The organism is Cupriavidus sp. 05N38 (assembly GCF_056397345.1).
Genome location: NZ_JBFTNF010000156.1, coordinates 1 through 1694, shown reverse-complemented (window position 1 = coordinate 1694; position 1694 = coordinate 1). Strand labels below are relative to the sequence as shown.

The 1694-nt window shown below is 64.8% G+C and carries 1 pseudogene; it reads left to right on the top strand.

The features are described from left to right. Nucleotides 1-1694, top strand: a pseudogene (locus AC1DK4_RS40630) (hypothetical protein); the annotation flags it as partial.

The following is a 1694-nucleotide window of genomic DNA, read 5'->3' as shown; positions in this document are numbered from 1 at the left end:
GACAAGGCCGGCAAGGAGGTGCGCGACGCCGCGCTCTACTACACGGCGCTCAGCCTGGCCGACAACGGCTTCTATCCGCTGGGCCCCTCCGGCGTGCATTGCGGCATTCACTACGTCCAGGCGATGGCCAACACGCTGTCGCTGGACGAAGGCATGGGTGCCATCGCCAAAGGCGAGGTCGTCGCTTATCAGGTCAACCGCGACTACCCCACCGTCCCCGGCATCGCGACAGTGCCCATGTCCAACGGCTCGGTGCAGGCACCGTTTAGCAGCGGCTTCGTCCTCACTCGCCACACACTCGAATACCCGGCGGGCAACAAGCTGACCTACTTCTGTCTGGCCATGCACCTGCGCTCGTTTAGCGACTACGAGCGCCTGGGTGCCAAGGTCAAGCGCCCGGACTACTGGCCGGCAACCGTCTACCGCGTGGCGCAGAAAGCGGATCACAAACAAGCCAGCCCCAAGCAGGCAGCCGCGTCGGGCGCAACCGCACAAGCGGTCTTGGGCCTGCGCATCTGTTCGCTACCCAATCCCAAGGGCACCATCCTCGGCATCCTGCCCCGCGGAGCCCGCTTCACCGCCGTCGAACGCAGCGCGGACAAGAATTGGGTCAGGATCCGCAGCTTGATCGAGGGCACTATTGCCCCTCCAACTACTGGCCAAATCGAGCCGCTGGGCGGCGCAGAGCGTGGCTGGGTGCCGCTCAGCCATCTGGAGCCGCAAGGCAAGGCCCCCGAAATCTTCGACAGCGTGGTCACGCCCAARTCCGCCATCGSCRTCAAGGCYGGCGCCTTGCTCGGCCACCTGGGGGARTACCGGCGAATCAAGGATCCTGGCCAGGACAGGGTGATCCTGCAYCAGGAGATCATTGCCGGTCCTGAATTGAGTGGCTTCCTCGCCAAGAGCCGGGCGGCCGCGGCATCGGCCAAGTTGCMGGAGAAGACACTGCTGCGCGTGGCGCCGAAGGCGCCACTGTGCAACCCGGTGCTGGCCGAGGCCAAGGCCGGCTTGCTTGCCGCSAACACCCTCGTGGAGCTGGACGGCACTCCGCATGAGGATGCCCTCTACGTGAAGGTCAGGMCGGTGCAGACCCTGCAGTGGATCGAGCGCAAGGCAGCGTTGCCCAAGGGCGCCAAGGAGGCGAGCCTGTTCCGGTACRGCAACGGCGTGCCGTATGCGGCGAGGGATATTGTCCGACCGCCCAAACAGGGCACCGTTGGCAAGCCGGGCGCCACGCTCTATCGGGGCATCCTGGTGGCTGCGGCTGCCGGTGCCCCCGTGTGGATCACCAGAGCGGCCTATGACGCAATACCGACCTTGGGCAAAGGCGATCGAGGCAAGCTACTGGTGGCCGATCTGGAACAGGGCTGGCCGGTTTTTCCCCTGACGTTTGTCGCCAACGGTCCCATCAACGGCCCGTATCCCCAGCGCTTCGACATTGCAACACTGACGCAGTCAAGGCCGGCCGCGCCGGATCCCACTAAGCTACCCACCACCTTCGCCCTGGACGAAACCGGCAAGCGCTGGTGGCAGGTGCAGATCAGCGACGACACCACCACCGCTATCGGCTGGGCTGGGGAAGTGGGCCATACCGGCATCACCCTGCATTCACCGCATGAGTGGGTGGACTTCAAGCTGATCGAGTCCAAGCCAACGGGCGAAGGCTACGGCAACATCTTCACCAACATCTTCAC